This window comes from Bacillus sp. 7884-1, from assembly GCF_002272245.1.
In the GTDB taxonomy this organism is placed as follows: Bacteria; Bacillota; Bacilli; order Bacillales; family Cytobacillaceae; genus Neobacillus.
Genome location: NZ_NPDD01000048.1, coordinates 1 through 25,182, shown reverse-complemented (window position 1 = coordinate 25,182; position 25,182 = coordinate 1). Strand labels below are relative to the sequence as shown.

At 41.5% G+C, this 25,182-nt stretch carries 30 protein-coding genes; 10 read left to right on the top strand and 20 right to left on the bottom strand.

Annotated elements, in window-relative coordinates; all coding sequences use genetic code 11:
- Nucleotides 1-234: 234 nt before the first annotated feature.
- Both CHI06_RS06465 and CHI06_RS06460 read right to left on the bottom strand, forming a co-directional pair.
- On the bottom strand, nucleotides 235-2,394 hold the full coding sequence (locus CHI06_RS06465) for a YhgE/Pip domain-containing protein (protein WP_095247603.1): 2,160 nt from the start codon (nucleotides 2,392-2,394) through the stop codon (nucleotides 235-237).
- Nucleotides 2,395-2,548: 154 nt separating this feature from the next.
- Nucleotides 2,549-3,118, bottom strand: a complete 570-nt coding sequence (locus CHI06_RS06460; RefSeq protein WP_306453801.1) for a TetR/AcrR family transcriptional regulator — start codon at nucleotides 3,116-3,118, stop codon at nucleotides 2,549-2,551.
- Between the two features lie 228 nt (nucleotides 3,119-3,346).
- Between CHI06_RS06460 and CHI06_RS29665 the strand changes: the two genes are divergently transcribed.
- Nucleotides 3,347-3,484 (top strand): hypothetical protein, encoded by a 138-nt coding sequence (locus CHI06_RS29665; RefSeq protein WP_165979128.1) that lies wholly within the window; start codon nucleotides 3,347-3,349, stop codon nucleotides 3,482-3,484.
- A 105-nt stretch (nucleotides 3,485-3,589) separates the two neighbouring features.
- Nucleotides 3,590-3,805 (top strand): hypothetical protein, encoded by a 216-nt coding sequence (locus tag CHI06_RS06455; protein ID WP_095247602.1) that lies wholly within the window; start codon nucleotides 3,590-3,592, stop codon nucleotides 3,803-3,805.
- On the opposite strand, the gene CHI06_RS06450 is transcribed toward CHI06_RS06455, so the two are convergent.
- Nucleotides 3,806-4,345 (bottom strand): DUF5683 domain-containing protein, encoded by a 540-nt coding sequence (locus CHI06_RS06450; RefSeq protein WP_095247601.1) that lies wholly within the window; start codon nucleotides 4,343-4,345, stop codon nucleotides 3,806-3,808. It lies immediately after the preceding gene.
- A 203-nt stretch (nucleotides 4,346-4,548) separates the two neighbouring features.
- Here CHI06_RS06450 and CHI06_RS29660 point away from each other — a divergent pair, with 203 nt between their 5' ends.
- The 5 genes from CHI06_RS29660 (at nucleotide 4,549) to CHI06_RS30390 (ending at nucleotide 10,699) form a co-directional block, all read left to right on the top strand.
- Nucleotides 4,549-4,698 carry a hypothetical protein gene (locus CHI06_RS29660; RefSeq protein ID WP_179292545.1) on the top strand — a complete coding sequence of 50 codons (150 nt, stop codon included), beginning with the start codon at nucleotides 4,549-4,551 and terminating at the stop codon, nucleotides 4,696-4,698.
- 350 nt (nucleotides 4,699-5,048) lie between these two features.
- The gene (locus CHI06_RS06445) at nucleotides 5,049-6,680 is read left to right on the top strand and encodes an SWIM zinc finger family protein (RefSeq protein ID WP_257009180.1); all 1,632 of its coding nucleotides are present in this window, start codon (nucleotides 5,049-5,051) and stop codon (nucleotides 6,678-6,680) included.
- A 344-nt stretch (nucleotides 6,681-7,024) separates the two neighbouring features.
- Entirely contained in the window at nucleotides 7,025-9,955 is a 2,931-nt protein-coding gene (locus tag CHI06_RS06440; protein ID WP_095247600.1) for a DEAD/DEAH box helicase, read from the top strand.
- Between the two features lie 169 nt (nucleotides 9,956-10,124).
- Entirely contained in the window at nucleotides 10,125-10,448 is a 324-nt protein-coding gene (locus CHI06_RS30395) for a hypothetical protein (RefSeq protein ID WP_257009179.1), read from the top strand.
- Nucleotides 10,448-10,699 carry a hypothetical protein gene (locus CHI06_RS30390; protein WP_257009178.1) on the top strand — a complete coding sequence of 84 codons (252 nt, stop codon included), beginning with the start codon at nucleotides 10,448-10,450 and terminating at the stop codon, nucleotides 10,697-10,699. The genes CHI06_RS30395 and CHI06_RS30390 overlap by 1 nt, the downstream gene beginning before the upstream one ends.
- A 36-nt stretch (nucleotides 10,700-10,735) precedes the next feature.
- Here CHI06_RS30390 and CHI06_RS30905 read toward each other — a convergent pair whose 3' ends face one another.
- The 7 genes from CHI06_RS30905 to CHI06_RS06405 form a co-directional block, all read right to left on the bottom strand.
- Complete coding sequence (locus CHI06_RS30905) at nucleotides 10,736-11,797, bottom strand: 3D domain-containing protein (protein ID WP_095247599.1); 1,062 nt, start codon at nucleotides 11,795-11,797, stop codon at nucleotides 10,736-10,738.
- Nucleotides 11,798-12,212: 415 nt separating this feature from the next.
- On the bottom strand, nucleotides 12,213-12,440 hold the full coding sequence (locus CHI06_RS06425) for a DUF3951 domain-containing protein (RefSeq protein ID WP_095247598.1): 228 nt from the start codon (nucleotides 12,438-12,440) through the stop codon (nucleotides 12,213-12,215).
- Nucleotides 12,441-12,483: 43 nt separating this feature from the next.
- A complete protein-coding gene (locus tag CHI06_RS30380; RefSeq protein ID WP_257009177.1) occupies nucleotides 12,484-12,612 on the bottom strand; it encodes a hypothetical protein in 129 nt (42 codons plus the stop codon).
- Nucleotides 12,594-12,974, bottom strand: a complete 381-nt coding sequence (locus CHI06_RS06420) for a PD-(D/E)XK nuclease family transposase (RefSeq protein WP_095247597.1) — start codon at nucleotides 12,972-12,974, stop codon at nucleotides 12,594-12,596. Before CHI06_RS06420 ends, CHI06_RS30380 begins: the two co-directional genes overlap by 19 nt.
- Nucleotides 12,975-12,992: 18 nt before the next feature.
- A complete protein-coding gene (locus tag CHI06_RS06415) occupies nucleotides 12,993-13,385 on the bottom strand; it encodes a hypothetical protein (RefSeq protein WP_095247596.1) in 393 nt (130 codons plus the stop codon).
- Between the two features lie 421 nt (nucleotides 13,386-13,806).
- Entirely contained in the window at nucleotides 13,807-14,085 is a 279-nt protein-coding gene (locus CHI06_RS06410; protein WP_095247595.1) for a hypothetical protein, read from the bottom strand.
- Nucleotides 14,082-14,468: a single-stranded DNA-binding protein gene (locus tag CHI06_RS06405; RefSeq protein WP_095247605.1), complete on the bottom strand. Its 387-nt coding sequence runs from the start codon at nucleotides 14,466-14,468 to the stop codon at nucleotides 14,082-14,084. Before CHI06_RS06405 ends, CHI06_RS06410 begins: the two co-directional genes overlap by 4 nt.
- A 260-nt stretch (nucleotides 14,469-14,728) precedes the next feature.
- Between CHI06_RS06405 and CHI06_RS06400 the strand changes: the two genes are divergently transcribed.
- Nucleotides 14,729-15,160, top strand: a complete 432-nt coding sequence (locus CHI06_RS06400) for a YwpF family protein (RefSeq protein WP_095247594.1) — start codon at nucleotides 14,729-14,731, stop codon at nucleotides 15,158-15,160.
- 36 nt (nucleotides 15,161-15,196) lie between these two features.
- Here the strand turns inward: CHI06_RS06400 and CHI06_RS06395 are convergent, their stop codons facing one another.
- The 5 genes from CHI06_RS06395 to spoIIID all read right to left on the bottom strand — a co-directional run bounded on the left by CHI06_RS06395 (nucleotide 15,197) and on the right by spoIIID (nucleotide 18,335).
- Nucleotides 15,197-15,565, bottom strand: coding sequence for a hypothetical protein (locus tag CHI06_RS06395; protein WP_095247593.1), 369 nt, complete (start codon nucleotides 15,563-15,565; stop codon nucleotides 15,197-15,199).
- A gap of 114 nt (nucleotides 15,566-15,679) precedes the next feature.
- Nucleotides 15,680-16,105 carry a 3-hydroxyacyl-ACP dehydratase FabZ gene (gene fabZ, locus CHI06_RS06390; protein WP_095247592.1) on the bottom strand — a complete coding sequence of 142 codons (426 nt, stop codon included), beginning with the start codon at nucleotides 16,103-16,105 and terminating at the stop codon, nucleotides 15,680-15,682.
- A gap of 85 nt (nucleotides 16,106-16,190) precedes the next feature.
- The gene (locus CHI06_RS06385) at nucleotides 16,191-16,523 is read right to left on the bottom strand and encodes a DNA-directed RNA polymerase subunit beta (protein ID WP_095247591.1); all 333 of its coding nucleotides are present in this window, start codon (nucleotides 16,521-16,523) and stop codon (nucleotides 16,191-16,193) included.
- A gap of 284 nt (nucleotides 16,524-16,807) precedes the next feature.
- Nucleotides 16,808-17,809, bottom strand: coding sequence for a rod shape-determining protein (locus CHI06_RS06380; RefSeq protein WP_095247590.1), 1,002 nt, complete (start codon nucleotides 17,807-17,809; stop codon nucleotides 16,808-16,810).
- 253 nt (nucleotides 17,810-18,062) lie between these two features.
- A complete protein-coding gene (gene spoIIID / locus CHI06_RS06375; RefSeq protein ID WP_007086083.1) occupies nucleotides 18,063-18,335 on the bottom strand; it encodes a sporulation transcriptional regulator SpoIIID in 273 nt (90 codons plus the stop codon).
- 572 nt (nucleotides 18,336-18,907) lie between these two features.
- Here spoIIID and CHI06_RS06365 point away from each other — a divergent pair.
- Nucleotides 18,908-19,213: an MGMT family protein gene (locus tag CHI06_RS06365; protein WP_095247588.1), complete on the top strand. Its 306-nt coding sequence runs from the start codon at nucleotides 18,908-18,910 to the stop codon at nucleotides 19,211-19,213.
- A gap of 15 nt (nucleotides 19,214-19,228) precedes the next feature.
- Here the strand turns inward: CHI06_RS06365 and CHI06_RS06360 are convergent, their stop codons facing one another.
- From CHI06_RS06360 to CHI06_RS06345, 4 genes are all read right to left on the bottom strand, one after another.
- On the bottom strand, nucleotides 19,229-19,675 hold the full coding sequence (locus CHI06_RS06360) for a hypothetical protein (protein ID WP_095247587.1): 447 nt from the start codon (nucleotides 19,673-19,675) through the stop codon (nucleotides 19,229-19,231).
- Nucleotides 19,676-19,692: 17 nt separating this feature from the next.
- On the bottom strand, nucleotides 19,693-20,457 hold the full coding sequence (locus tag CHI06_RS06355) for a hypothetical protein (RefSeq protein WP_095247586.1): 765 nt from the start codon (nucleotides 20,455-20,457) through the stop codon (nucleotides 19,693-19,695).
- A gap of 101 nt (nucleotides 20,458-20,558) precedes the next feature.
- A complete protein-coding gene (locus CHI06_RS06350; RefSeq protein ID WP_179292544.1) occupies nucleotides 20,559-22,556 on the bottom strand; it encodes a penicillin-binding transpeptidase domain-containing protein in 1,998 nt (665 codons plus the stop codon).
- 109 nt (nucleotides 22,557-22,665) lie between these two features.
- Nucleotides 22,666-23,520, bottom strand: a complete 855-nt coding sequence (locus CHI06_RS06345; protein ID WP_095247585.1) for a M23 family metallopeptidase — start codon at nucleotides 23,518-23,520, stop codon at nucleotides 22,666-22,668.
- Between the two features lie 141 nt (nucleotides 23,521-23,661).
- Here CHI06_RS06345 and CHI06_RS06340 point away from each other — a divergent pair, with 141 nt between their 5' ends.
- On the top strand, nucleotides 23,662-24,087 hold the full coding sequence (locus tag CHI06_RS06340) for a VanZ family protein (RefSeq protein ID WP_095247584.1): 426 nt from the start codon (nucleotides 23,662-23,664) through the stop codon (nucleotides 24,085-24,087).
- Nucleotides 24,088-24,114: 27 nt separating this feature from the next.
- On the opposite strand, the gene CHI06_RS06335 is transcribed toward CHI06_RS06340, so the two are convergent.
- Nucleotides 24,115-25,071 (bottom strand): nuclease-related domain-containing protein, encoded by a 957-nt coding sequence (locus CHI06_RS06335; RefSeq protein ID WP_179292543.1) that lies wholly within the window; start codon nucleotides 25,069-25,071, stop codon nucleotides 24,115-24,117.
- Nucleotides 25,072-25,182: the final 111 nt, after the last annotated feature.

Here is a 25,182-nt window from a genome sequence, read left to right as displayed (position 1 = left end):
CGATATTAAGCTCGGTATTCTTCGTTCATTATAGAACAAGTTACCATTTTTCAATTACCTTTTTTATCCAAAATCTTCTTACCTTCCAAAATGATTCCTTCACCTGCGGATTATATCTTCTTACCTGCATAATGCTCCCTCTTACCTGCATATTTCCCTTGTTTATCTGCCTAACAAAATCAACGGACAAAAAAACACCGGGTTCGCCTCCACGAACCCGGTGTTCCTTTCCTATTATGCTACTTGTTCAAGCATTACCTCACTGCCCTGTTTCCTTTTGAACGTAAATGCCATGTAGGTAAATGTCACAACCATGAAGCCAGCACTGTAAGCTAGCAAGATCAAATTGTTTTGCCACATGTAAGCAAAATCGCGGCTTGAGATGACAGCTTTAAACGCTTGGACACTGTACGTCATTGGGAAAAACGCGTTGAATGGCTGCAGCGCCTCTGGAATTAACGCAAGTGGAAAGGTTCCCGCGCTTGTCGTTAATTGCATGATCAGGATGAGAATCGCAATGAATCGACCAACATCCGCCATGGAAGTGACGAGCATTTGAATTAATGTAACGAATACCATACTTGTAAGAATTGTCGTCACGATAAACAACGGCAAGTTTTGTACCTCAATTCCCAATCCTACGAGCAACACAAGATCTACTAATAATGCTTGAAGCACGCCAATAATCGTGATAACTCCTAATTTACCGATAAACCATTGTGCTGCTGTAGCTGGTTTGACGGCTGGTTCTCTTAGACCGAACACAATCGAGATGATAAGTGCACCTACGAAAAGTCCGAGTGAGATGAAGTAAGGAGCAAAGCCGGTACCGTAGTTTGGCACGGTGTTAATCTCATTTTTATCCACCTTCACTGGCTCGCCCATCATATCATACGTATCATCATCTGCTTTTACGCTATTTGCCGCTTCAGCCCCGGCCGCTAGCTTCTCGTTTAATTCTGAGGTGCCATCCTGAAGTTTTTCTGTACCTTCTTGTAACTCCGTAGAACCCTCCGCAAGCCTACCAGTACCCTCGGTTATTTTGCCGGCACCCTCCGTTAATTCTCCCATCCCAGATGTCAGTTGATTGGCACCTGCATTTAGTGAGGCTGAACCTGAATAAAGCTGGTGGATTCCTTGCTGCAATTTCACCTGGTTGGCGTTGATTTCGCCGATTCCGCTAATTAATTGGTCAAACACGGGGTCCGTTTGTTTTTTCAATTGCGATTCTAAACCTGCTGTTGCCCCAAGCAATTGTCCATTTACCTGCGTTTTAAATTGCGTGAATCCCTGGTGCAATCCAGGCGTGATCGCTTGTGAAACCTGATGTTGAACTTCTTCCTTGGTTGGTGCAGCTTGTTGTTCCATAATGGCTGTTACTTTTTCTGCTGGAACACCATTTGCGATTAAAGCTGACGCAAGTTCCTTCATTTTAACTGTTTGCTGCGCGATCATTTGATCAGCAATCTGTGAAGATAATCCCGCCCCAAGCTGCGTTTCAAATTGATTGATACCAGCATTCAACTTTTCTGAACTTCCTGTTAACTGTGAGTTGATTTCAGCCGCAATTCCAGCTGGTAACTCTTCCTTTATCTGCTGTGCTCCCGCTTGTGCTTTTTCGGTGCCTGTCACCAACTGCGGCAGCTTTTCGTCTACTTCCTGTAGCCCTTGTTGGATAGCTGCTGTCCCTTTGGCAACTTCATTGGAACCCGTCGCCGCACTATTCATGCCTTCTTCGAATTCAATCGATTTACTTGCTAACAGCTCAAGGTTTTCCTTGATTTGTCCAGCACCTTCATTGAGTTTTACCGAACCCTCGTTGAGCTGGCCGGCTCCCTCACTCGCTGTGTCTAACCCTTCCCCCATTTGCGTTACTTTTTCAAAAATGCTTTCAGAGTAGGTTGCGACAATCTCCTTCGAAATCTCCGCTTTGATTTCCTTCATCGCAGTTTCACCAATTTGCGCCGATAGGAAGTTTGCCCCCTCATTCGGAACATATTTAATTTCTAGCTTTTGAGGCTGATCCTCAAGCAAGGTTGTAGCATTTTTTGAAAAATTGCTCGGAATCTCCACTAGGATATAATACTTTTGATCCTCCAAGCCTTGATATCCCTGCTTCTTATCCACTATGTCAAAATCAAACGTGTTACTTTTCTTCAGATTTTTGACCAGGTCATCCCCGATCTCAAGCCTTTGCCCTTCGAGTTCCGCACCCTCATCCTGATTCACAATCGCCACAGGCAGGTCGCCTAAATATTTATAAGGATCCCAAAACGCCCATAGAAACATTCCAGCATAAAGAACGGGAATAAAGAGGATCGCAATAATGGGAATGAGCACCTTTCGATTGGATAGGATAGTTTTTAATTCTGCTTTAAATGAAGATCCCTTCATGTTTGTTTTCCCCCTACCTAATTGACCATTTTGTTCAATTAGTCATCTTTATTTTAAAAAATAGTGACTATTTATTCAAACAGTCAGACTTTCTTCGTTAATTAGTGACCATTTTATTCATATGGTCATTTTTTGTTAAAAATAAAAGACTTATCTAGGTTAACAAGCCTTTTAGTAAGTAAAGTTCAAAGAGCTTTGCTATTTCTTCTTTTTTTAATGGTGGATGGTTTCTTTGCCAGTCATTCACCAAGGAAAAGTACATCTTCAGCATCACAAAAGACGTGACCTCAGGGTCGCAGGATTTAATTTCACCCTTATCGATTGCTTTTTGAATGATGGCTTTCATGTACTGAATGATGGACTGCTCTACCCTTTGCATGGCTTCGGTAACCGTTTGCGTACCCATATCACGCTCTTCTTGAATCAATTTTATCGTCAATTGGTGTGATTCTCTAAACACATGAACCCGGTCTAACACCCTGTTCACATTTTCAAGAATCGATGCCGACTCATCAAGCGTGCTTTCGACTTCAAATCGAATTTCAGCGATAAGTGAATTGATAATTTCATCAAATAACTCTTCCTTCGTTTTGAAAAAGGTATAGATGGTTCCCTTCCCCACATTGGCTAACTTTGCAACCTGATCCATCGTCGTTGCCTTATAGCCATACAAGGAAAAAGACTTAGCCGCCGCCTCCAAAATCAACTTCTTACGATCAATCACTGCCACATCCACTCACCTCACTTTTTAAAAAAATGACTAAAATACTAAATTGGTCATTTGCACGAAAAGTAATATACCATATCGATTTTTGAAAAGCAACATACTGAAGCTTTCCTCAGCTAGAATTTTTTATCCTGCAGATTTTGTCAATTGATTTTATGGAACCTTTTACCATTTACTTACGTCTAATTGAGTAGAGATACAGGAAATAACTGGGGGATCATTTCGATGAAAAAAGTTTTAATTGCGTTGTTTATTGCGCTGGTTTTGTTCTGTGCTACGGGTGGCTTGGAAAGGTTTGCTTCTGATGACAAAACACAGGAACCTGGGGTTACCGAAGAGATAGATTCAGTAGAAAATTTATAATCGATTTTCCAGTCCTAGCGCTGCTGGGGCTGGTTTTTGCGTGGACTGCCGTGACAAATTCCCTGTTGTGGACATACCTTGTAAGTGGACAACGAGGTGAAACGGATGGGACTACGAGCAAGTGACGATGATGTTATCCTCTTTCAACCACAACAACTTGAGCTCCGTGTTAATCAACTTGAGCGCCAAAATGAACGGCAACAACGTGAAATTGAACAACTACAGCGTAGGCTTGAAAGATTGAACCAAAGATTACGAAATGTAGAACGTAATTGTTGCGGGGAACTAGACCCTCCCGATGATGAATCAAGTGACGATTAATTACTCTACCTTTTGGAGTTTTGGTTGCCTTTTTTGACGGTAAATTGTTTTTTCAAGAAAATTTCCGAGCATTCCTAGTAATAGTCCAAAAAGGAGTCCACTAAAAACAGGCATATCCAAAATGCTTAGGATCTTAAACTGATCAAAAAACTCAAAATCATGCCAAAATAGCCCGCAATCCATTCCAACCACCAATCCAATGGAAAAACCAGTATGGTAGGTTCTTTTTTGCATTCCATCAAGGTCCTTGTCATTGTGGGCTTTGGCTGCGTTAAATGCCTGCCAGATTGAAAAAGCATATAACGATGGGTAGAACATGCCCCAGCTGTAATCAATGACACTGTGAGCCCGGGCGAAATCGCCAGTAAATGAGTATACAAGAGCTAGATTTAAGTTTGAGTATAAATTAATAAGGAATTCAAAACCAATCAACACAAAGCCAATGATGTAATCCTTATTATAAAGTTGTCCAAAACCCGGTAAAACCATTGACCATACCGCTGCTGCATAAGGGGATTTATACTCACGTCTAGTTCTCATTGTGCCCAACCTCTCTTTCTCATATAGTACTCCCTTTCCTTTTGAGTTTGGGAGTTTTTGATAAAAATTCACAGAAATTGGGATTTTAGTTATGCCGGTATAATGAGTAACGCGGGTAATTGGAACCAGATTTTTTTGTATGTATAAGAGAATGATAGATTGGTAAGAATGATGGTAGAAAGTAATTTAAGGGGGAACGTAGAATGAAAGAATCTAAATTGCTATTATCACAATTTGCTAATGAAGAAGGGTTCGAGCTTAAGGACTACCTCACACACCTGTTTGAATATGTCTCACATCAATTGGGACAAACTCCAACCGTCACCATAACAACCGAAATGGAAAATAACTAAGCCCAGGCGATGTATACATGCCTGGACTTTTTTTTGGGTGGATCCATTTTGGGGCTTGGCACGTAAATTGGCAATTTGGCACATAAACTTGGAATTCAGCACGTAAATCTGGAATTCAGCACGTAAATCTTGGATTTAGCACTTAAAACTTAAATATCGCACGTAACGGTACATAACCGGTTTTTCATAAAGACAATTGATATTTCCAATAGGGCAGCGACCACGATTACCGGGATCTTTTTTACAAAAAAAGCCTGTGTTGAATAGAAATCCCTTTTTCTCTCCTCGAACGGTCATTTTTTGGGTATAATATAGGAATATGGATTTTTCTAAAAAAGGGGGTCGTGGCTTTGGGAGCAACGACTGCTAACGAACGGATTGAACTTCTCGCTGAAGAGATTAAAGAATTGTTCCATCCGCATGCTGCCGATGATGTGAAGCTTATACAAAAGGGCTTAATGCTTTACCGGCAAGGGATGGTCAAACAATTACAAATATGGAATGCTCAAATTACGGCAATGGTGCAGGATGTGACACCCTGCTATGTGAAACTGAATTTTGCTCGTTTGTCGTTTAGCAGCTGTACGTGCCCTCATGAGGGCATCTGCCGCCATCAGTTGGCCGTGTTTTTTGCGGCATATAGCAGGGTCGGAAGCGTCGCTGATTGGGTTGCCGAGTGGCGGGAACCGATGAAGGAGAAGAATGACGTTGCGAGCTGGGGGCTTCAAAAGGCAAAGGATTTGATCAAGGCGAACGGTGTGATGAAGCCTGATTATCGGCGCTGGGTTGAATCGTTTGAAGTGAGCTTCGATACGATTTTGAACTCGAAAAAGTATTCGAGTCCTTTTATTATTGCTGAACTGTTCAACATTTACGAACGGCGGATAAAGGCGAGTGCTCCGGTTGAACAAGAGTGGCGCCTGCTGTATGAAATGGTCGGGATTGTTGTATCATTTAAAAAACTCGCGGTTCTAACCGAGAATTCGGGGCTTGCAGAGGATGTCGTTAGACGCGCATACCTCTCTGTGTTCCATAATTTAATCGAGGATGCCGATGAGCTCGTCTTAAAGATTGGTGTTCAATCACTTCCGTTTGACTTCGACGAGTTTATTTTACAATTGAAGGATGATGTGTTTGAGCTTTTGACAGCGTCATCGGGGCTGGAGCAGGAACGAATCTATCTCTATCGTCTTCTTTGGACGAACCTTTTTAAAAAGAAGGAATGGCGTGAGCAGGAAATCTTAAATATTAACGAACGGATGAAATCCCTGCAAGAATGGGAGAACCCGAATCCGTTAATGATTGCCGGGATTCACATTAGCTTTTTGCAGCAAAAGGATGAACTGGCATTAGATTTGATTCATAAAATGGACGATAAGGTGATTACACCCTATCTGCTTCATTGGATTGACCTGTTGTCACAGACAAAAGCATGGAAACGGGTTGGCCCTATCATCGAGCTGTTATCAGCCAAACTAAAAGGTTATTTAGACTTTTTGCGCGCCTATCATTCGTGTGCGTCTTTTACCCGGTCTTCCCTTAAGGCGATCACCCCGTACATTTCAGAAAACGGGAAGGTAGAATTGTACGAAAAGATGATGCTGGCGACGTTGCCATACAGCTATACAGAATATGAATATATGCTATTTGAACGAAAGCAATATGACAAATGGGGCGACCTACAGGCATTCATGGGATGGAATTTCTATGATCTGCCGAGGGAGCGCGTCAAGGTGATTGAAAAGGAAAAACCGGAAGTACTGCTTGGAATGCTGCACCAATCCGCGCTGAACGAGATCAATCAAAAAAACCGTTCCAGCTACAAAGCAGCCGTCCGACACCTAAAAAAACTGCGCACCCTTTACAAAAAAACCAAAAGAGTCGACGACTGGCAATACTTCCTCGACACCCTAATGGAAAAAACCAAAAGACTCCGCGCCTTCCACGAAGAATGCAAACGGAGCAAACTTATAGAAGAATAAGGTGGGTCGGTGCCTGGATCGGTGCCTGTCACCGCTCGTGGACACTGTCTTTCTGTGGTGACAGGCACCACTCGTGGACACTGTCCACCTCAGGCGGACAGCCCCCCCCAGATATTACACTATTTTTAGGTGGATTTGGCTTATAATATGTTTTGGACTTTTTTCGAGAGGTTTTGGACTATTTTCTAGGGATTATGGACCTTTTTAGAGAGATTCTGGACTTTTTTCATAGGGTTTTGGACTTTTTTTAATGGGTTTTGGACTTTTAGACAATATTTGGAAGTCCCAGCCCCTATATTTCAAATTTACACATACCCCACCCTAGTAAAAGGAGTAACATTACGATGCTGAAGACTAGATTTGTTAAGCTTCTGACTATTAAATTGGAGGATGGCCGTTATCTTCTGGCTGCCGAGGATGAGCACGGGTATGGTCTGCCGCCTTCTGAGTGGAAGAATGTGCTATTCGGCCGCCATGAAGAGAGCTTTTTTGGCACGCTTCTGGAGACGGAGTCTGTGGGTGGTATCGAAGGTGTTGTAGTCACAGGCTGGCACCTTGTCTCTCTTTTTGCGAAGGAGTCCTTCAACCGGTTTATTGACTGGGATTGGAGTGAACAATCGGAAATTTGTTTAGCTGCCGCTCACGCTCTTCATGAAGGGATTCTCGAGAAAGACTGGCTGCCGGACTTTTCTGTTTGGGAAAATGGCGACTTCCGTTGGCAGCTTCCTGTCAGGGTGGTGGATGAGTTCGATCCTTCTTTTTGGGAACAGGAAGTTGATCCACAAGAAGAAGCTTCTGGATCCGTACATGAATTCATCTCTGATTTATATGATCATGCCCTAGATGCCTATTTAACACGAAACGCTTCGATGAAAGAGTTATTTGGGCCGAAGCTTGCATTACTGAGAAAACAAAACATTTCTGGCGCTGAGCTGGCAAGGTATTTTGATGAGGACAGCTGGCTCGAATGGGTTGGTATAAAGGAAAGCGATACTCCCTTCACGATTGGGCTGAAGTTAGAGGAGCCATTAGACGGAGAAGGCCCTTGGAACCTGGATGTCTTTTTGCGTGGTAAGAAAAATGTCGATGATGTATATGAGTTGGATGCAAAGCTCCCTGCCCGGTGGAAGCCCTATTTAGAGAGGGTCGACAATGAGCAAAGCCGCTGGGCTCGATTAATTCCCTGGCTGAGTGAGGACGGAGTGACATTGAAGTCTGGGCTCACAGAGGAAGAAGCGTGGATGTTTTTGACGGAGGCCAGTGAAACCCTTGTAGCTTTGGACGTTGAAATTCTGCTTCCTTCCTGGTGGCAGGCGATGAAGAATGCTAATTTGAAGGTGAAGGCGTCATTAAAAGGATCATCCAGCCACCGCCCGTCGTTTGTCGGGCTGCAGGCAATGCTTGATTTCGACTGGCGATTTTCCATGAACGGTGTCGACTTTTCCGAAGAAGAGTTCGGCCAGCTTGTCGAAGAAAAACGTCGACTTGTGTTCATTCGCGGTCGTTGGGTGAAGCTCGATCCAGGCTTTATTCGACAAATTCAGGATTTGATGAAACGTGCTGAGAAAGAGGGCTTACATGTAAGGGATTTACTTGAGCAGGAGCTGATCGAGACTCCTCCAACTGAAGATGAACTCGAAAATCCAAAAGCCTTCGCACGAATTCAAATAGAATTGAACAGCCAGTGGAAAAAAATGATAAAACAGCTTTCTGAAGCACATGAGATTCCGCTGGAAGAGGTTCCCGCAGGACTTCAGGGTGAACTCCGCCCCTACCAGCAGCTGGGAATGAGCTGGCTTTGGTTCCTGCGACAATATGGTTTTGGCGCAGTCCTCGCCGATGACATGGGACTTGGGAAAACCGTGCAATTAATCGCGTACCTCTTGAAGGTAAAAGATGAAATCAGTGCTCTTCCGGAAATGGAGACATCTGAAGTGGTGACAGGCACCAAAGGCGTAGCTGTTTCTGAAAAAGGTTCTAAGGAAAAGGACACTACTTCAAAAATACCTGTTAAGGCAGCGTTAATTATTTGCCCTACTTCTGTTCTTGGTAACTGGCAGAAGGAGCTTGAACGGTTTGCTCCAGAAATGAATGTGTATTTGCATTATGGTTCGAACCGACTGAAGGAAGATGCATTTTCGGAAAAAATCAAGGATGCTGACGTCGTTCTGACTTCCTATGGACTTAGCCATATGGACACGGAGGAGTTTGAGTCAAAACTTTGGAGTTCCATTGCCATTGATGAGGCACAGAATATTAAAAATGCCGGGACTAAGCAGTCGAAAGCAGTTCGGAGGCTGCGAGCTAGTCATCATATTGCCTTAACGGGGACTCCAATGGAAAACCGCTTATCCGAGTTGTGGTCGATTTTTGATTTTACCAATCATGGCTATCTCGGCAGCCTAGGGCAATTCCAGAAAAAGTTCGTCATTCCGATTGAGAAGGATGAGAAAAAGGAGAAGGTTAATGAACTCCAGTCTTTAATCCGTCCATTCCTATTGAGGAGGACGAAAAAGGATGAAGAGGTTGCTCTGAATCTTCCTGACAAGCAGGAGCAAAAAGAATACTGTCCACTTACAACGGAACAGGCTTCGTTGTATGAGCAGCTTGTCCGTGATACTTTTGCCGAAATTGAAAAGCTGTCTGGCTTTGAGCGTAAAGGGCTAATCCTGCAAATGCTCAGCCGGTTAAAGCAGCTTTGTAATCACCCTGCTCTCTATCTGAAAGAAAAGTCAGCTGACAGACTGCTCCTCGATCGCTCGAATAAACTTGAGAAGCTTGTCGACCTGGTCGACGCTGTTTTAGACTCAGGCGAAAGCTGTCTTATCTTCACGCAATATATTGAAATGGGCGAAATGATTCGTGCCACCATCAAGAAGAAATTTGGTGTAGAGGTACCGTTCCTGAACGGAAGTGTACCGAAAGCACAGCGTGATGTCATGATTGAGCGGTTCCAAAATCAAGAGTTCCCTGTGTTCTTGCTATCCTTGAAAGCGGGAGGAACCGGGCTGAACCTGACAGCGGCCAATCACGTCATTCACTATGATCGCTGGTGGAATCCGGCCGTTGAAAACCAAGCCACGGACAGAGCGTATCGGATTGGTCAATCCCGCTTCGTTCATGTGCACAAACTCATCTGCACCGGCACACTAGAAGAAAAAATCGACGCCATGCTAGAGAAAAAACAGCACCTAAACGACCAAATCATCCAAAGCGAAAACTGGATCACCGAACTCTCCACAGACGAACTCAAAGATTTAGTGTATTTAGGGTAGTAGTTTTGTGGTGGTTTGGAGTAATTTGGTTGATTATACAGTGATGTATATTTGGTGCCTGTCACCACCGTCGGTGGTGACAGGCACCTTTTTCTTTTTTTTGAAGGCATACATTTTGGATTGGGATTAATACTAATGTGAGGAATGTAAAAAGTTAAGAGGTAATGATATGGCGAATAAGGAGAAAGTTGTTGAAATTCTTGACCGTAATCAAAACCAAATTGAAGGGTTAATTGATAAAAAAATTGATATCTGGCTGGACCATGTCCTTTTTTCTGGTTTGTGGTGGATGGGCTTGGCCTTAACAATTTTACCTTGGATCATTTGGTTTGTTTTAAGGAAAAAGGAAAGTACGGACCGATTATTGTATATTGCTTTTTATATCATGACGATTTCTGTTCTATTAGATATAGTAGGAGACCAAATTGGCTTTTGGCATTATCGGTTTCATGTTATTCCTGTACTTCCTACTTTCCCTGGGATGTCACCTTAATGCCCCTTGCGGTAATTATGTTGCTGCAAGTAAAACCTCACGTTAATCCTTGGTTTAAAGCCATTTTCTTTGCACTCCTAGCCTCTTATGTTGGAGAACCTGTCTTTGATTGGTTAGGTGTATATGTACCAAAAAATTGGCGCTATACCTACTCTGTTCCCATCCAAATCGCCATATATATGAGCGCACATTACCTTGGTAAGCGAAATAATTTCGCTCCATTATCCGATAAAACAAAAAAAGAGATCTAACATCGATTTATGATGTCAGATCTCTTTTTTCTATTGCTACTGTAAAACGACAACTTTTACTGTTTTTCTGCCCCAAGCGTATGCTTGTGCATTGTTTGGCATTAATACATCTATTTTATGTCCTTTGATGGCGCCGCCAGTATCACCTGCTATTGCGACACCATATCCTTCTACCCATACCTTTGAGCCCAATGGAATAACAGAAGGATCCACTGCGATTAATTTCATATTTGGATTTTCTTTAATATTATAGCCCATGTACGTAATACTTCCTGAAGATTGCCAGCTATAGGCAGTCGAAGTTACATACATTTCTGTACCCGTTGGCGCCGGAGCTGCAGGAGCAGCAGGTGTATTAGCAATACTCATTGCTTTTACAGCCTCTTGTTCTTGGCGAACTTTCTCTTGAGCTGCTGTCAACTCAGCTTGAATTCCAGCCATTTCTTGGTCAACTTGACTGTATTTTTGCTGCATGACCGTTAATGATTCTTGTCTCTTTTGTAAATTTAAGGCCAGTTCATTCTGCTGTTTTGAAAGCGTTTCCTTTTCTACAGCCAGTTGTTCTTCATGTTTAGCAATTTCTTGTTTGTCTGCTTCAATTTGCGCAAGGTCATTTTCTTGATCATTAATAATATCATTATCAGCGTTAAACAAGGTCGTTACCGCACTTGCACGTTGAATAAGATCGGCCACACTCTTAGATTCTAGAATGACATTGATGGCTACATTCAGTTTTTCATCCTCTTGCAAGGCCACTAACCTGCTTTTCATTACATCTTTACGATTATGGATTTTATCTTGAAGTACGACAATTTCTTCTTTTTTCTTTTCGATTTGCTGTTGAGTTTCCGCGATTCTCTGTTGAGTTCCTGCCAATGCTTCTCTATTTTGTGTTATATAAGATTGTAAAGCTTCCATATCACTTTTAATCTTTTCAATTTCTTGGTTAATAGAGTTCTTTTCATTCGCCTTTTGTTCAAGCTCTTGCTCCACACTATGTAAAGCTTCCTTACTTGATTGTGCATGTGCCACAACGGTACCTGACACCAATAATACGCATGTTAGAACCATGAAAATCATACGCTTTAAAAGTTGCATACGCTTCCCCCTTCTCTATTAATCTATTTATACCATGCCAATGTACCAGTTATATTACAGAAATATTAAAACTCTATCACAAATTGTCATATAACAGTGGAAAACAATGTGAACAGATGAAAAATATAGGTAATTGGTGCGGTGCCTGTCACCACTCGTGGACATTTTGCCCCTTTTGTACGTGTGGAGTGGACAGTATTTATTTCTAAATGAAATACTTACGCGAGTTGATGGTATGGGTTATGCGATTTGTGCACGCGCAAAGGGGGAAAAGGGGTCGTAATATGTTACATATGAAATGTTTTAGTCTAAATGTGAAAGATATAAGAACAGCGTAAAAAGGGCTCCGAAAAAATCCGGAGCCCTTTCGATAAAATTTGTCATTCTTTTGTAATAATATATGTGATATGGTTAATCATTTTTCCAGGGATGTGGTCCTTTTTCCCTCTCCTTGATCCTCATCCTCGGCGATTACTTCATGCTCCTGGTGGAATACGATGGGTGATTGCCCTGTAATTTCATCAAATGGTGTGTAATTTGCTGTAACATTTTTCTTTAATACGAACATCTTGAAAAAACCAATTAAAACGATAATGAAAATGACCAATGGCAGGCCGAGAGCTGCAAGATTTAGTATATTCACCGATACCACCTCCTGGTTAGGGAAAATTAATAATGCTTAAAGGCTATTCTTCCATTTCTACTAACATACTGCTCAATTCCTCTGCGGTATACGGGGTAAGCTTTGCGGCTTCATGAAGTGGCATTCCTTTTGACAAAAGACCTTGAATTACGCTTAATATCCCTTTTTCCATGCCTTTTTCCATGCCTTTTTCCATGCCATTTCCATGCCTTTCTCTATACCCAGTTCAAAACCACTTTCCCTCGCATCTTCTAACCTGCTCCGTTCATCGGATAGAGCCTTTGCCCGCCGTTCGTACTCTTTTCTCGTCTCAGGGTCAGCGCTTAACATTGTCAGCTTTTCCTCAGCTTTACTAATTACATCCATCCTCAAGACCACCCTTAAAATATAATCAGGAACATCATCTTTTAAAAATAGCAGCCAGCAATGGAGTGGATTATTCAAATAATACATGACTTCTTCAAACTTTGGAAATTCAATGAAATGAATCTCCAGCAAATCTGTTAAATTATTTTTTGTTTGTGCTTCACCGATTTTAAAGAATGAAAGCTCTCACTTCTGTTTTTCACACGCAAACAAGACCCTTGGTTCCACTTTTTCTCGTAATCTGATTCGTTTACTTCCTGAAAGCATTAAGAATGCGACCTTGTTGTCTTCCATAATCGCAAAGTTTGTGAAGATATCGTAAGCTTCCTCCTCGGAAATTTGGTTCTCGCCTTCGATTAGCTGTAAGGATTGGTGATAACAGTTAAATTGGGAGTTATTCTCACGTATGTGGATGGTAACTCTTGATTGGTGAAGAGGGATAGAATGGTAGGAAAGGTTTGAAGATGGGTGGTGGGATTTTTTAGATAGTAAGATAGCGTCGTAGAAATCCGGTTTACCTTTGATCTGCATCTCCATGTGACTCGGTCGTTCCCCGATAAAAACTAATGAGTTTGGCATCCTTTTATTGACCTCCAGTGGGACAAATAATTACATCAACATTTATTATTCGACAATAATATCATAACTCCTTTTTTCCATCAGCAAGCGTCGAGCATTTTTTATCGATTTATTAACCTGTCAGATTAAAGCTAGTAAAAGACATAAAAATATCTAAAAAATAGGCCGCTGATCTAGTATCAGCGGCCTTGAAAAATAAAACACAGGGGGTTTTCTACTATTGTACCCTGTTGGATAAAATTTATACGAAAAATAGATAAAAAAATTCCGGCGCTGCTCGGCCGGAGATTGGGGATTATTTTGGAGAGTGATAGCTTTTCTATACTCTAACTTCGGGGAAAAATTTTCAAAAGGATACCTAAAGTTGATTTTAGTTTCACCAAAATAATTCAAGATATTGTAGAACATGGATTTTATTTTTTTAAAAGTGAACTGAGATATGATCGTGAATTTCAGATTGTGAGTGTGTGTGAGGATGTGTGGGGTAATTTCTGACAGGGCTGTAATCTCGTTCCTTTAGCTGCCCTTTCATAATCCATTCTAGCTGACTAATTCTTTTCTGCAGACTCTCTGTGTTTTGAGTCATCTCGATCATTCTTTTTTGTAGTTGGTCGTTATTCTGATTGGCCCGACCCACCATTTTAATCAAACTTTCAAGCAGCTGTTCTAAACTGGCGGCTACATCATCACGACTTGTCAAAACGGCAGCTCCTCCTTCGTAACGGAAACCGTAACCGGAGGGGGGCCCGCTGGTGTGATGTTGGGCTTTGCACCTAAAAATTGAATCGATTCGGCTACTACCTCTGTCACATAAACCCTTTTTCCCTCTTTATTGTCATATTGCCGCGAATGCAGCCTGCCTGTTACTCCAACGATCGAGCCTTTCCGACAGTATTGGGCAGTATTTTCAGCTACCTTTTTCCAAAGGGTGCATTGAACGAAATCCGCCTCAATTTCCCCATGCTGATTTCGGAATTGACGGCTAACAGCCAAGGTGATAGACGTTACCGACAGCCCTTCACTTGTTTTCCTTAACTCCGGATCCTTTGTGAGTCTTCCGACGATTGTGACTTGATTAATCATACCCATTCTCCTCTCCTTTTGATGGCTTAATCATAGCCCCTCAGGAACCTTCCTGTAAAATTGTGATACGAAAATTTCCGACGAGGTTCTACCATCAAATTCATGATTTTATCTAGGATAAAAACCGAGTTTGGAAGGCCTTTTGTTACAAAAGTGCTAACTTGCAAAATGCGACAAATATTTTTCGACATTTGTTTCTAGTACGAATATGTTATAATTTAGAAAATGTGACCCGAGAATCGAAACCGGAGGTAACGCTGATGAAAACCTTTAAGTTAGTCGCTTTGGAAGTTGTTGACGGTGGGAATACAGTGGAAATTCCATTAGAAGATGGACTAATAATCAACAAAGAAAACGAACGTGCCAGCTGGCTGCTTGAGGCCTATACGGATTTATCCTTGTATGATTACTTTAAGGAAGTCCACGAGCAAAGCCGTGAAGTAATCGTACAAGCGGTGATTACGAAGCGCGAAAACGCACCTGCTTATTTCCAAACGAGAATTGCCTCACTTCACAAATTTGAAAAACATATTAGTGTCCTGTTCGAAGGTCAATTGCGCCGAAACAGGAGTGATTATTCTGAGTTACTACTCGACAGCCTGCTTGAAAAAGGGCTTGGCGGTCAGGCTTTACTCGAAGAATTCAAGGATAAAATGAAAAGTAAACCGAAGTTAAAATTTAAACACGAATAATGAAAGGGCAGGCTGATTCAGCCTGCCCCATGTACTCTATTCGTCTTTATTGTCGCGGTCGTTCATATCACGGTCGTCTTCGATGATATCTTCGCGATTTGTGTTTCTGTCTCTCATCATGTCTTTGTCAGTACCAGTGTTTCTGTCGTTGTTGTTATAACGAGTGTTTCTATTGTTTAACCCGTTATTGTCGTTATCATTATTGAAACGAGTATTGGTGTTATTTAATCCATCATCACCGTTGTTGTCGTTACCATCAAGATTGTTATCATCATCAAGTGGTGTATCGACTTCATCGTTCACCGGCGGCGGTGGATTTTGATCATCATCATTATTATTACAACCTGCTAACATAAATCCTGATAGTAGCGCACTTGCTAGCAATAAAAACAGCTTTTTCTTCAAATGTAAAAGCCCCTTTCCATAGGAAAAATATTGACCCGTTTATTGGTCTGTTGTTATTTTCCCCAAGTTTTTTAGGACTATTACAAAAAAAAAAAACCGGGAGGATTCCCCCGATTATTTTCCTAGCGCAAAAGTGATTTCAGCCTCGCAGGCGATTTCACCATCCACTGTCGCCACCGCTTTACCTTTTCCAATCGGTCCGCGCAGGCGAATAATTTCGACTTCAAGTCGAAGCTGATCCCCTGGCTTTACTTGTCTCTTGAAACGACAGCCATCAATTCCTGCAAAAAAGGCTAATTTCCCGCGATTTTCTTCTTTTTTCAATACAGCCACCGCACCAACCTGTGCAAGCGCCTCGACGATTAGCACCCCTGGCATTACCGGATAATCAGGAAAATGGCCATTGAAGAATTCTTCATTTGCTGTTACATTTTTAATCCCAACAGCCCTTACCCCTTCTTCTATTTCTAAAATTTTATCTACGAGCAAAAATGGATAACGATGGGGAATGATTTCTTTTATTTGTGTTACATCTAACATTTTTAGTACCTCCTCATAGGAACAGATACATACATTTTACTATTAAGAGTATACAAAAAGGAAGGGCAAGTGAGCCCTTCCTCGATTATTTTTTTTCAACTAAATCAATAATATGTGTCCAAGTGGACCCTTTTAAGACATCTCCGGCCTTTCCATTTCCGAGCACACTGTACCCAACCGTGGCACCTGCAACTGCAAAAACGCCAGTAAAAATGACCAATAAGACAATTCTCAGCCAAATTGGAATAAGGCGGATTCGAATTCTCTTATTCGTACTTTCAGCTTTTCGGGCTTTTTGAGCACTTTTGACTTTAGAAGCATTTTGAGTGGTTGTGCCTTCTACAGCCTTGCGCCCATCTTCTTTTGTCTTTTTATGCTCTTCCCTCGTCTTCACCTGTTTTAGATGATTAACTGACATCTCTTATTCCCCTTTAACCGAAATCCTCTATATAGTAATGGACCTTTAATTTGCCCGATTTTTCATTTTACCTAATATTATACTCTATTTTATAAAATAAGGAGGGAATTAGCAGTAATTTTTTGCAGAAAAAGTATTTCCATGGCAAAAAGTGGCGAATAATCTTATTTGATACTGAGGTTCGTGCCGATTCCCAGTACCCTTTGTACAAAATTTTCACCAAATAAAAAAGCCCAATGATTTTTGAGGTCATTAGACTTTTATAAGGTAAGATGTCCTACCTGTTATCCAAGTTTTCTTTTCGCAATTCGGTCAATGTTGTCTAACATAATACCTGTTCCGATTGCCACGCAGTCCATTGGATTTTCAGCCACAAGGACCGGAACCTTTAACTCGTCTGCCAGCAAAGCATCAATACCGTGAAGTAATGCTCCGCCACCTGTTAAGATAACGCCGCGGTCGATAATGTCTGCTGATAGTTCTGGCGGTGTACGTTCAAGAACGCTTTTTGCAGCCTGAACGATAACTGACACAGACTCACGAAGTGCACCTTCGATTTCTTCTGAACGGACGGTAATCGTACGCGGCATGCCGCTGACCATGTCTCGTCCGCGAATTTCCATTTCTTCCGAGCGTGATCCTTGAAATACGGTACCAATGTTGATTTTAATATTCTCAGATGTACGTTCACCGATCAATAGCTTGTACTCACGCTTGATGTAGTTGAGGATTTCCATGTCGAACTTGTCGCCGGCCATTTTAATGGAGGATGAAGTAACAATATCGCCCATTGAAAGAACCGCTACATCCGTTGTTCCGCCGCCGATATCAACGACCATATTACCGCTTGGCTGGAAAATATCCATCCCGGCGCCAATCGCTGCCACTTTCGGCTCTTCTTCTAAGTAAATCTTCTTTCCGCCGCTTTTTTCAGCTGCTTCTCTGATTGCTTTTTGCTCCACACTTGTGATGTTCGTTGGACAGCAAATCAGAATACGCGGCTTGGATAAAAAGCCTTTCACATTAAGCTTATTAATAAAATGTTTTAACATTGCTTCTGTTACGTCAAAGTCAGCGATTACTCCATCTTTCAACGGACGAATCGCGACGATGTTCCCAGGTGTACGTCCGACCATACGGCGAGCTTCTTCTCCGACTGCCAGAACACGATTCGTATTTTTATCTATTGCAACAACAGATGGCTCATTCAATACAATTCCGCGGCCTTTTACGTGGATTAACACGTTAGCCGTTCCCAAATCAATCCCAATATCCCTAGCAAACATTCTCTTTTCTTTCCTCCTTGAAACGGTCATACTTTCCTAATTGTTAATTGTATCATATTCCTTAAAATTTCCATACTGTTAACACAAAAAACGTAGAAATTTGTCGGAAAAAATTTATTGAAAGAGAATGCTGCCTTTTTGGCCATTAAAAATGGCCCTTTCCCCGACTTTCTTAGAATGCACTAAGAAGTCCTTGAAAATGGCCATTTCAAAACATTTTTTCTTTTTCACGAGAGATTTTCTGAAAGTCGGCCTATTTAACGGCCTCACCCTCTTTTTCTTCCTTCTGATATTTCATCTTTGTCGCTTCTCCACCCCGGAGATGTCTGATCGATTTATGATAATCTAGTATCTCTTTTACTTCATTTGCCAGTTCAGGATTTATTTCAGGAAGTCTCTCTGTCAAATCTTTATGGACAGTACTTTTGGATACGCCAAACTCCTTCGCTATCACACGAACCGTTTTTCTCGTCTCCACGATATACTTTCCAATCTTGATAGTTCTCTCTTTGATGTAATCGTGCACACCACTCGCCCTCCCTAAATTGGATGTGAGAAGTGCGAAATGAGACCCGCTTATCACTAAGACGAAATACTGCATCCACAAATTGCACACGGTGCCTGTCACCATTTATGCAATTATGCGGTAATATAATGAATAATCATGTCCCCAACTGAATCCACAAAAGCCTCAAACGACTCTTCACCTCTAACACTCTCTTTGTAAAGGTTTGTAACCATTTTATTAGCTTGGATACGGGAATATGCACGAAATGTACAATAAGGACAAGGCTGCTCAGTAATTATTTGAAAAATCAGACATTTCAATTGATTTTTGCCACCAGTTCGACAATTTGACGAAAGAGCTAGAGACCGCATGATATATAGGTTTATTTTGGAAATAAGGAGCCTTTTAGATTATTTCCTGAGAAATTTGTCAGTAGTAAATGTCGAATGAAAATTTTATTGAAAATAATAATTTTTGTTCATTTTATGGATTTTTTACCCTATTACACTGTTTCAACGATAATTTTTTCACTGTCTTTCTAACAGAATATTATATAATGGGGGAAGTTAGACTGAAAGGAAATTCGAAATATGCAGCCTTTTACAGAAAAAGTCATAGAAATCATTAAAAATATCCCTGAAGGCAAAGTCATGACCTATGGACAAATAGCCAGAGAAGCTGAAAGCCCTCGTGCGGCACGGCAGGTCGTTCGAGCCCTGCACTCGATGAGCAGGAAGCACCATCTTCCCTGGCATCGTGTCGTTAATTCCAAAGGCCAAATCGCCCTCAAGGACGATGAATCCTACCATGAACAGCTTTTCTCGCTCGAAAGTGAAGGAATTGAAATTGGATTGAACGGAACCATTGACCTTGAAAAATACCAATACCACCCCTAAATAAGAGGTGGTATTTTATATTTTTGTTAGACCCAGAGCAAAGTGGTCCCATAATAATTTTTCTACCTGTTCCCATTTGTGGTCCTCACAACGAACCATGAGGACAATTTCTGATGTGATTTTTCCACTCCCTCTTTTATTTTTCCTGAGAAGAAGCATTTTCAATAGAAACCCTAACAGCAAACCTGAAACCGCCCCAATAATCCCCCATAGAATCGGCCCCCATTCGAGGACATACCCATAAATCGCACCGAGCAGCATCAAGCAGGTTCCTAAAATCGCAGGTCCGTCAAACAGACTAAATCCATCTGATTTGTGGATGGTATCAAACAACCCCCTCATTTCCTTACGCTTATCAAGCGGGGCCGCTAATATTAATTCCTTTGAAATCCCCTGCTGTTTTAGTGCTGTAATGGCTAATTCAATATAAAGAGAATTTTCAAACGTCGCAATAACAAACATCCACTCATCTCACCTTTTCAGAACGGAAATATGAACTTTTTCTTTTGATAATTTTCTCGTAAAAATTTCTTCATTTCATTTTCAAAAAGTAGATTGTAATCCACTGTTGAATGATAAGCATCATAAAGTATAAAAAAATAGATGGATGGCAGATAGATGAGCCACTGCATATCTACAACCTTTTTTACCTCCGAAAACTTGCCGAGCATGGTGAACTGAATTCCCTCTGGAATATGACCAAAATACATGATGGCAACGGTGTAGGCAAAAATAAAAAATCCTGAAATCACTTTATGGATATAAAGATGACCCAAGCCTGGGAATAGTGCGGACCAAGTGACGGCGACCCAGGGTATACGCTTATCCATGAAGTTTATATCCCATGCACCCATGGTAGTCGGACGAATGGAGGCATCCTCGTGATCGGCTAATATATATTGTTTGTTTAAGTCCACCGTGGTCCGATAGCTGTCCCAGATTCCAAACATATAGATTCCTACATAAAGCATAAGCCAGCGTTCATCCATTACTTCTTTGGCTTTCGTAAAGTCACCGGTCAGTGTATATAAAATTCCGAGATTCACGTTTGCCATGTCATTAATAAACATTTCCCAGAGGATTAGAATAAACCCAGCGATATAGCGGTGCAGTAATAGATGGCCAAAACCAGGATAAGAAAAGGCAAAAAAGGCAACTATCCATGGGTTCTTTTTTTGAAGAACAGATGTCGTAAATTGAGATAAATGTGCTCTGTATCTTCGGGCTTGAGGATTTTCGGACAAATTGGTTCTCCTGTCTTTTTACTAGTATTTTTTCTAGTTCTAGTTTAAATATCCTAACACGTAAAAAAAAACAGAAACCAGCAGCTGGTTTCTGTTTTGGCTTATTTTATTTGCATAAAGACATTTTTCACTTTTTTCACAGGAATCTGAGAACCGCCGCGACCTAGGACATTTTCTACCATCATTGCGACCATTAATCCCGGAGAGTCGGAATTGTAGGCGATGAACCAGCCGTTTTCCGTTCCTTTTTCGCCCTGCTTCTCTTTGATTTCAGCTGTTCCGGTTTTTCCGGCTAGTGGATAGTCTGCGATATTAGCTGAATGCGCCGTTCCATCCGCGTCACCGACGACCTTCCTTAACAATGAAGAAACCGTTGTGGAGATTTCAGGTGAAACCACTGTTTTCTCACTTTTTTCAACGTCAAGCAATAGACTAGGTTTAACCATATTTCCACCGTTTACAAATGGTGTATAGGTTTCGAGCAAATGAACGATACTCATTTGAATCTGCCCCTGACCATATCCTGAATCTGCTAAAGAAATTTCTTTATCCAAATTCCCAATGGTTGATTTTTCAAGCGGGAATGGATAATTCGATTCTTCCTCAAAGCCAAATTCCTTTAGTCCCTTTATAAATGGGTCCTTCCCGATTCCCAAAGCTGTTTGCGCGAAATAAATATTGTCCGAGAAGACCATCGCTTTTTCTAAGTTAACAGGGTTGGCTTCATGAACCCTCGTCACAAAATAGTCGCCCCACGAGGCACCCTTCTGCCATTTCAATCCCTTAATCTCCATCGTTTGCTCTGGTGTGATGATCTTGTTTGTGAGCCCAATGGAAGCTGTAATCGGTTTAAATACTGAACCTGGTGCATAGGCCTTGTTGAACCTGGTCGTTAGCGGCTTTTGCGGATTGTCCTGAAGTTGTTTCCACTCATCGCCTGAGAAGCCCAGGGTGGCTTGATTTGGATCAAACGAAGGTGAACTGACAAGTGCCAGCGTCTCACCGCTCACAGGGTCTATCGCTGCTCCTGCACCCGCCTCACCAACAAGCTCGGCATACAGGCTTGCCTGCAGGTCGATATCGATGGTAAGCGATATATCCTTCCCATCCTCTACCGGCTTTTCAGCTAGTGTTTCTGTAGCTCCATCCGGCTTTTTAATCGTGATCTTCACGCCGCTATGTCCTTTAAGCTGCTCGTCAAAGACTTCCTCAAGCCCTCTTTTTCCAATCACGTCATTACTTGTATAGCCTTTATCCTTTACCTTTTCAAGCTCTTCAGCGGTAATCGAGCCGACATAACCGATTAGATGAGCCGCCGCTTCATTATAGGGATAAATCCGTGCTTCCACCTTTTTGGTTTGCACCGGCTCTAAGGCGATTAACTGAGCGATACGCTCCGTATCGTCCAGCGATATCTTCTTTAACGGCACAAACAAATCGGGCTTCACCCAGCTGGCGTTAAGTGCTTTGTTGATTTGCTCAGGTGTCATTTTTAACAGGTTGGATAATTGCTGAATAACAGCCTCCTCCTGCCCCTCAAGCTTTCCAGGGACCACCCCAACCTCATACACTTGTCCATTCACAGCTAACCCATTTCCTGCCCGGTCAAAGATTTGCCCGCGCTTAGGCTTACTGTTGCTAATCCCGATTTTGTCGCCATCCTTCAATTGCGGAAAAATATATGTTGTGTTCCAGTCCACATACCAGTTATTCTTTTTATCACGTTCTTCTTTTTTCATCTTAGCCTTGTGTGTAAATTCGATAGGTCCACCGATACTGTCCATAGAAGCGGAAAAATCATATGTAATACTGTCTTGATCCTTGGCCAGCTCTTCTTCACCTGGCTTATCAAAGGATATCTTGAAGTCTGTAATTTGTAGGTCATCGTAGATTTTTTGATAGCGGGTGGTGAAGTCTTCCTTCGAGATTACCTCTTTGGAGCCCTCTGTAAGGTAGTCATACATCTTATCAAACTTTTGCTCATTCCATAGCTTTATGTATGCGTCGAATCGATCCTGCGGCGTGGGTTCCTTGTCGCAGCCAAGCGCCACCATCGCGAAGAGAACAAGCATCACCAGCAGTCCTATTATTTTTTTCAAAAAAGATCCCTCCTTTTTCCACCAGTTTACCATATTTATGCAAATAAAACGTGGGCAAAAGAACACAAAAAAAGAGGAAGGTAGATTCCCCTTTCCCCTTTGTTGATTATTAAGAGTTTGTTTTGTCTGTTGACTCAGAAGATTCATCCTTGGATGGAGCATCTTCATCTGAAGGAGTTTCTTCCTTTGATGGAGTTGACTCATCACTTGCAGGGTCCTCAATCATTTGTTGTTTCGGACTCTTCTTATCTTCTGTATTTTCATCCGCTGCAGTTTCTTCCTGTAATTCGCTTACTGGTTTGTTAAAAAAGTCAGTTGGATTTACTGGGATACCATCTTTACGGATTTCAAAATGTACATGCGTTCCAGCTTCTTCTTGGTACAAGCTTTGTCCAGCCATGGCAAGAACTTGTCCTTGCTTAACTTTGTCGCCAACCTTAACCTTCACATCTTTAACCGACTGATATTTTGTTATAATACCTTTATCGTGTTCAATTTCAATGACATTACCAAGGGTAGCATCTTCTTCGACTCTAGTAACTTTCCCGCTTAGGGCAGATACTACATCAAAAGTTTCGCCATCTTTGGATGTAAAGTCAATACCAGTATGCGGCTCATAATTATTGTTGTAAACTACTATAGCCGCTTCTTGTTTTTCTTTACTTGCTTTGTCATCATAGAATTCCATTTTGACTGTTGTCTCCATTGGATTCTTCACTGGCATTTTCAGGTTTTCTAGACTTGAGTTAACCTCAAGTGCTGGAGCATCGTTCTTTTTACCTGTTAGGTCAGAAGACTCGTAATCGTATTTGTCTGTTGCATTGTCGCTGCCTTGGAACCAAAGAACACCTGTCAAAATGATTGCTGCACTTGCAATATAAATGGCTGGAAATACCCAACGCTTTTTGAAAAAGCGTTTAACGCTGGAACCTTGAGAAGATCGCTTGTTTTCTTCCTCTCTCATTTTCATCACCTCAGCAATCATTCTGAACAGATAAGTAGAATTATATACACTAGTCAAAAAATTTTTTCCACTTATTTTTTGAAAGTACCGAAGTTTTTATGCATCATTGTTAAAAATTTATTTTTTTGGAGGAACATTTTTATGAAAGTCTTCAAATGGATCTTGCGAATCCTGCCTTTATTCTATATGGGAGCCATCTGGATCATGTCGAGTCTTCCATCCAATCACTTTGTCGAAATCCCCGATTCCACGCTCGACCGGACCATTAAGGAATCTCTGCATTTAATAGAGTTCGCCATTCTATATGTATTACTAGTTTTGGCCTTTCTCACACGGATGGGTCCGTTCACTGCGCGTCTCAACGTCTTCTGTGCCGTCCTAGCAGGTCTCTACGGGTTAACAGATGAGATACACCAATCCTTCTACGCTTACCGCTCAGCGTCCTGGATTGACCTCGTAAAAGACGTCACCGGGATCCTAGTATGTTTTTATTTTATTCGGGGTGCGTTGTTTAAAGGTCGATTTATGAGGTTAGGGAAGATGCTTGGATTCGTGAGGAAATTGTAGTCACTGCGCGGGTTGTGCGGTGGTTTTTTATTGGTGGTAAATTTTGGACCTGAATTTCCCTGTACTATTTAAGTTCATTGACGTTAAATAGTGATGGGCCATTTTCGGTGAATTGATTTGTAAAAATCTTCGTGCCTCAGCGTTGGTGATTGAGGGATTAATGATATGAAGATAATCATGGAGTGTATTTATGAAGGCTGTTTTTGATTGAAATCGACACTTTGGACACTTCCACGTCCCAGCATAATAGTTCATTGGTAAATAGTTGCATTCTGGGCAGTGAACACCTGTCAGAATTTGATTGGATGTTAAATGATACTTTTGTAAAAGGTCAATCTTTTCAGGAGTGTGATTGGATAATAGGAGCTTGTTTATTTTTCGCAGTTCTTTTTCATCTAATAATTCAATTTTATAATCGTTGTTTATTTGGTCAATCTTTTCTAGCAGGTATTCACTATTACAAACATTCCATTTGTATTTATTATCGTCTTGAATGATGATATTGGACTTTTCATTACTGTTGACGAACAGATACTGAATGGGCATACCGGTAATATTATGCTGCTTTAGCCATTCCCTCAACTTAAACGCCTGCAGCCTTGCTTGGAAAACAGGATTCTTCGTTCTTTCCATTTTCCCATTCTTATCAACCATGGTCTGGTGAAGAACTTTGTCGAAGTGCCAATCTTTAGCCCAATTTTTCACCTCTAGCACCATGGCAAAATATGCACACAGGATAAGGATATCAATTTGGAAGTAATAATTGCCGTGGAATAAGCGGAGATCATGGTAAATTTGAAATTTGAGATCCGAAATTGGCTCTAAGTGAAAATTCATGACGGATTCTTCTCCAAGAAAACCTGTCAGCCGATTATTATAGTCTGTCACCATATCAAATTTTACTAACTCATTTTCCGCCAACCTCCTTATTAGGATTTGATACTTTTCAATACAAGGCGGCTGCACACAAGGCTTCGCTATCATTCGCAACATTCCTTTCTTTTTTTACACTAATTCCTCCTTGGCTTGAAGGATACCTGCTAAAAAGTTGTTACAGAATTATGTTGTTTTTTCTTACCCGCCAAAATGGGTCCA